This window comes from Pseudarthrobacter sp. NPDC080039, assembly GCF_040702335.1.
In the GTDB taxonomy this organism is placed as follows: Bacteria; Actinomycetota; Actinomycetes; order Actinomycetales; family Micrococcaceae; genus Arthrobacter; species Arthrobacter enclensis_A.
The window spans coordinates 1-4,492 of sequence record NZ_JBFBKY010000060.1 but is presented as its reverse complement, the minus strand read 5'-3'; the positions used below and the strand labels follow the sequence as shown (position 1 = coordinate 4,492).

Here is a 4,492-nt window from a genome sequence, read left to right as displayed (position 1 = left end):
GGGGTTTTTGGCCACCCGGTGAACAGTTCTTCACTGTCTCCCCCGCGGCGACTTAGAAAACAATACACGCACCCCGCCCCCACCGCAAACCGGCCAAAGGGAGTCCCTTGGGCCGTTGAGACCGGCGGAATTCCGCGGGTTTCAACGGCCCGGGCGAGGTCCCCGCTGTCCTACAGCGGGATTTCTGCTCCTATGGGGTGGCTCACACCTGCCCGTCCGTCCCCTGCGGGCGGAAGACCATCTGGAATTCAGCCTCGCGCGGCTTCAGCCTGTAGGGTTCCAGGACGCCCGGGCCGCACGCTGCGGTGCCCACACCTCTCCGGGCGTGGTCCAGGTAGATGTAGCTCCGGCCGTCGGGAACCAGGTCAGGCCTGTGCGTTGCCGCAGCAAGGGCCGCCATGCTGTAAGGCCTTACCGTCAGGGCAAAGGGCTCGCCGGAAACATGCAGGCTGCCGCCGGCCGTCTCCAGAACTGCGGACCACACCCCGGAGCGGGCTCCCGATTCCTGGGGCCGGACATAGTCCACGTCCAGGTCGGCCAGTGACAGCTCGTACCACCCCGTGCGCGCGCCCTGGCCGGTATCCGGGTAGCTTTGGTGCGGCCCTTGACCAAACCAGGCCACTCTGGCGGTTTCGACGCCCAGCACCAGTTCCAGTCCGATCCGGGCCCATTCCACTTCGAAGCCGGCGTTGGTCCAGTCCCCTACGGGTTTGACCTGTGTCCGCAGGGCGAGCGAACCGGACCCGCTGGTCCAGATGTAGTCCACCAGCACCCCGAATTGTTTGTCGGCGGCCCCCATCCTCGTGGCGACGCGCAGTTGCTCACCGCCGTCGGGCGAGGATTCAGCACTGATTCCCAGCAGCCGGGTGTGGAGCCGGTCGAGGCCTGCGTCCTTCCACTGCACGGCAAGCGGCCGGGGATCAGCGCCATCCCATTCCCGTCCGAGGTCGTTGTCCGTGGGGGCCCACCACAGCACCAGGTCGAGTTTCTCCACGGGAAGGCCGCCAATCGATGTGGGCTTTCCGGTGGTCCGGTCGAACACGGCACTGCCCAGCCGCAGTTCCTTGTCGCCAACCTCCACCTTGTCAGCAGCCGGCACGACGGCGGTTGGAGACACGAAATGTGTTGCCTGGCCCCAGGCAACCTCGTGGCCCTCCCCTGCCCAGGCAGTGTCCGCCGCAAGCACGGCACTTACCGTGAGCACCGCAGACTGGTCTCCCGGCAGCGACCGCTTGTAGTCGGCTACCTCCGCCGGCAGCTCCAATACGGCCTCGGACTGCGGTGCCAGCGGCGCCACGTCCACTGTTCCCTCCAGCCGGGTGGCGCCGTCGGCCTCCACCTTGTACCGGAAGCGGAAGGCGGCCGTGTCCGCAAAGTCCTGGCCGTTCCGCACAGCAAAGTTGGCCCAGGTGCCATCAACCCGAATCTGCAGCGGTTCGATCACCTTCTTGAAATCCAGCAGTCCAGGGCGGGCCTTGCGGTTGGCATCCACCAGACCGTCGGTGACGAAGTTTCCATCGTGTATTTCCTCGCCGAAGTCCCCGCCGTACGCGAAGTGCTCGCCGCCTCCCGGAGTGGGCACCGTGATCCCGTGCTCCAGCCACTCCCAGACGAACCCGCCCATCAGCCGCGGATACTTCTGGAACAGCTCCTGGTACTCGCTCATGCCGCCGGGCCCATTGCCCATCGCGTGCACGTACTCGCACAGCACGAACGGCATGGCCCGGCGCCGGGCATCCAGTTCCGCGTCCTCGAGGGAGGGTTCAATTCCCTGCCCGATCAGCGCCGTCTCAGCCTGGCTGGCGTACATCCGGGAGTAAACGTCCACGTCGGGTGAGGACCAGTCACCTTCATAGTGGATTGGCCGCGACGGGTCGCGGTCCTTGGTCCAGCGCGACATGGCAGCGAGGTTACGCCCGGTGCCCGCCTCGTTGCCCAGCGACCACATGATGACCGACGGGTGGTTCTTGTCGCGTTCAACGGTCCGGCGCATCCGGTCCAGCAGCGCCTCTTCCCACTGGGGATCATCACTGGGGTTCTGGGCCCAGCCGGCGCTGTAGAAGCCGTGGGTCTCCAGGTCGCACTCAAGGACCACGTAAAAGCCCAGCCGATCCGCCAGCGCCAGGAACTCCGGATGCGGCGGGTAGTGCGAGGTCCGGATGGCGTTGATGTTGTGCTGCTTCATCAGCCGCAGCTCCGCCTCCACCACATCATGCGGAACCACGCGGCCCAGCCTGGGGTGGTGTTCGTGGCGGTTTACGCCGCGGAGCAGGATGCGCCGGCCGTTCACCTTGAACTGGGCGTCCTCGATGGTGATGCTGCGGAAGCCAAGCTGCAGCGAAACGGTCTCGCCAGGGGTGCTGACCGTTGCGTCATAGAGCCGGGGAAGCTCGGCGGACCAGGGCTCCACCCCTGGAACCCGCTGCTCCGCCCCCGCAGGCAGTTCAAGGCCGAGTTCAGGGACACGCACGACGGCGTCAATCGCCTGCCCTGCCCGGGTCACCTCTATGCGGAGGGCGCCTTCCCCCGTGGCCGGAACGTAGCCGGCATGGACGAAGACGTCATCAATGCCATCCACAGGGCGGGCTTGGAGGGTCACGTCGCGGAAGATCCCGGGCAGCCACCACATGTCCTGGTCCTCCACGTAGCTGGCGGCGGAGAACTGGGCCACCCGCACGGCCAGGGTGTTGGTTCCCTGGACGAGGATGTCCGAGACGTCGAATTCGTGGGCCAGCCGGCTCCCTCGCGTCGTGCCGAGCTCCACTCCGTTCAACCACACGGTCCCGGCGGAGTCGATGCCGTCGAACCGGAGCAGCGCATGCGGGAAGAACTCGGGGCCGGCCTCGAAGGTCACCACATGATCACCAATGGGGTTGGCATCCGGTACGAACGGCGGCTCCACGGCGAACGGAAACTGGACATTGGTGTAGGCCGGCGACCCGTGGCCGTGCATGTTCCAGCTGGAAGGCACCGGGAGCCCGCTGAAGCCGGACAACTGCCCGCCGTGCTGCCACCCGTCGTCGGGCGCCGTCCGGATGCCGGAGCTCAAGCGGAACTGCCACTCGCCGTTGAGGGACAGCCTGGCGGCGTCCGACGCCAGGTAGGCCCGAGCGGGGAGAATCCCCTGCCCAGGCGCCAGCGAGGCAAGCTCCGCCGCCGCCTCCGCCCGCACGTCAAGCCTGCGGGATGAATCTGCGGGTCCAGGGGCAGGGAGGGGACCGGACGTTGCTGCAGGAGAGTGTACAGACATGGATTTCCTTGGTGGGGAGGATTGGGCGGTGGGTGCGTGAACGTTCACGAGGCTACGTCAAGCGTATCCGCTTACGTTCGTTTTGAGTAGGGGTCAGGCCGATTGCCGGAGCACCAGTTGGTGCTGGAGCGTCAGGTACGCCTCGGGACTGCGGTCCTGGACTGAACCGGACAACAATCCCTCCAGGAGGCCGACGGCGGCACGGCCTACGCCGCGCAGGTCCAGTGACAGGGTGGTTAGTTCAGGTGTCAGCAGTTCCCCCATGGGTATCCCGTCCATGCCGATTACGGCGCAGTCGCCGGGGACGGACAGGCCGAAGTCGTCCAGTGCCTTCAGTGCGCCGGCTGCCATCAGATCGTTGAAGGCGAGGATGCCGTCGGGCCGGCCGCCGGCCTGGGCAAGCTGCGCCACGGCGGACCTTGCGGCGGCCGCCGAAGGCTGCGCCTCAATGCGGGTGAGCTCGACGCCGGCCTGGGCCGCCACGGCAGCTGCAGCAACGCTGCGACTGCTTGGGGTACCGCCTTGGTCCGAATCCAGGTAAGCCACCTTCCGGCACCCCCGGGAAGCCAGATGGGTAAGGGCCAGCATGGCTGCATAGTGATAATCGAAAGCGATGCCGCCTGCGGTACCCGCGCCGGGGGAATCCAAGGCTACAACGGGGCGCCGGCCCAACAATTCCTGCGCCCCCTCGGGGTCCGGTTCGAGGTATCCGATGAGCGCATCCACGTGCGGCGACAGACGTGCAGCAGCGTCCGCGGGGGTGCCGCTCCCGTGGCCGTAGTCGTCCACCACAACGTTCCATTCGCGCTCCGTGGCGGCCTCCACCACGCTGGAGGCAAAGGCAGGGAAATAAGGATTCGTCAGGTCCGGGATTGCGAGGCCAACGGAAATGCGGGCTCCCTGCACAAGTCCCCTGGCAAAGCGGCTGGGGGTGTAGCCCATTTCCACTGCGAGCTTTTGGACACGCTCCCTGGTTTCCCGGCTTATTCCCGTCATATCGTTCATGGCGCGGGTGACGGTCTGGCGCGACACGCCTGCTGCGGCGGCCACATCCAAAATGGTGGCGCGCTTGCCCCTGGCGCCAGGGGTTCGGGGAGTCATAACCCGTAAGTCTAGGCTGTCCCGTGCCTTGTGGGGTTTGGGGGTGTGGTTGGTTGTTAAATGTGGGAGGCCCCAACCGGTGTGGTTGGGGCCTCGACCTAATGTGTGTTCGGCGGTGACCTACTCTCCCACACCCTCCCG

At 66.5% G+C, this 4,492-nt stretch carries 2 protein-coding genes; both read right to left on the bottom strand.

Annotated elements, in window-relative coordinates:
- Window positions 1–202: 202 nt before the first annotated feature.
- The gene (locus AB0313_RS21990; protein WP_366308452.1) at window positions 203–3,250 is read right to left on the bottom strand and encodes a glycoside hydrolase family 2 TIM barrel-domain containing protein; all 3,048 of its coding nucleotides are present in this window, start codon (window positions 3,248–3,250) and stop codon (window positions 203–205) included.
- Window positions 3,251–3,343: 93 nt separating this feature from the next.
- On the bottom strand, window positions 3,344–4,351 hold the full coding sequence (locus AB0313_RS21985; protein WP_366308450.1) for a LacI family DNA-binding transcriptional regulator: 1,008 nt from the start codon (window positions 4,349–4,351) through the stop codon (window positions 3,344–3,346).
- Between the last annotated feature and the right edge of the window lie 141 nt (window positions 4,352–4,492).

Bases quoted from the DNA above. Each gene is read 5' to 3' on its own strand.
- AB0313_RS21990 (WP_366308452.1), bottom strand. From the start codon at position 3,250: ATGTCTGTACACTCTCCTGCAGCAACGTCCGGTCCCCTCCCTGCCCCT.
- AB0313_RS21985 (WP_366308450.1), bottom strand. From the start codon at position 4,351: ATGACTCCCCGAACCCCTGGCGCCAGGGGCAAGCGCGCCACCATTTTG.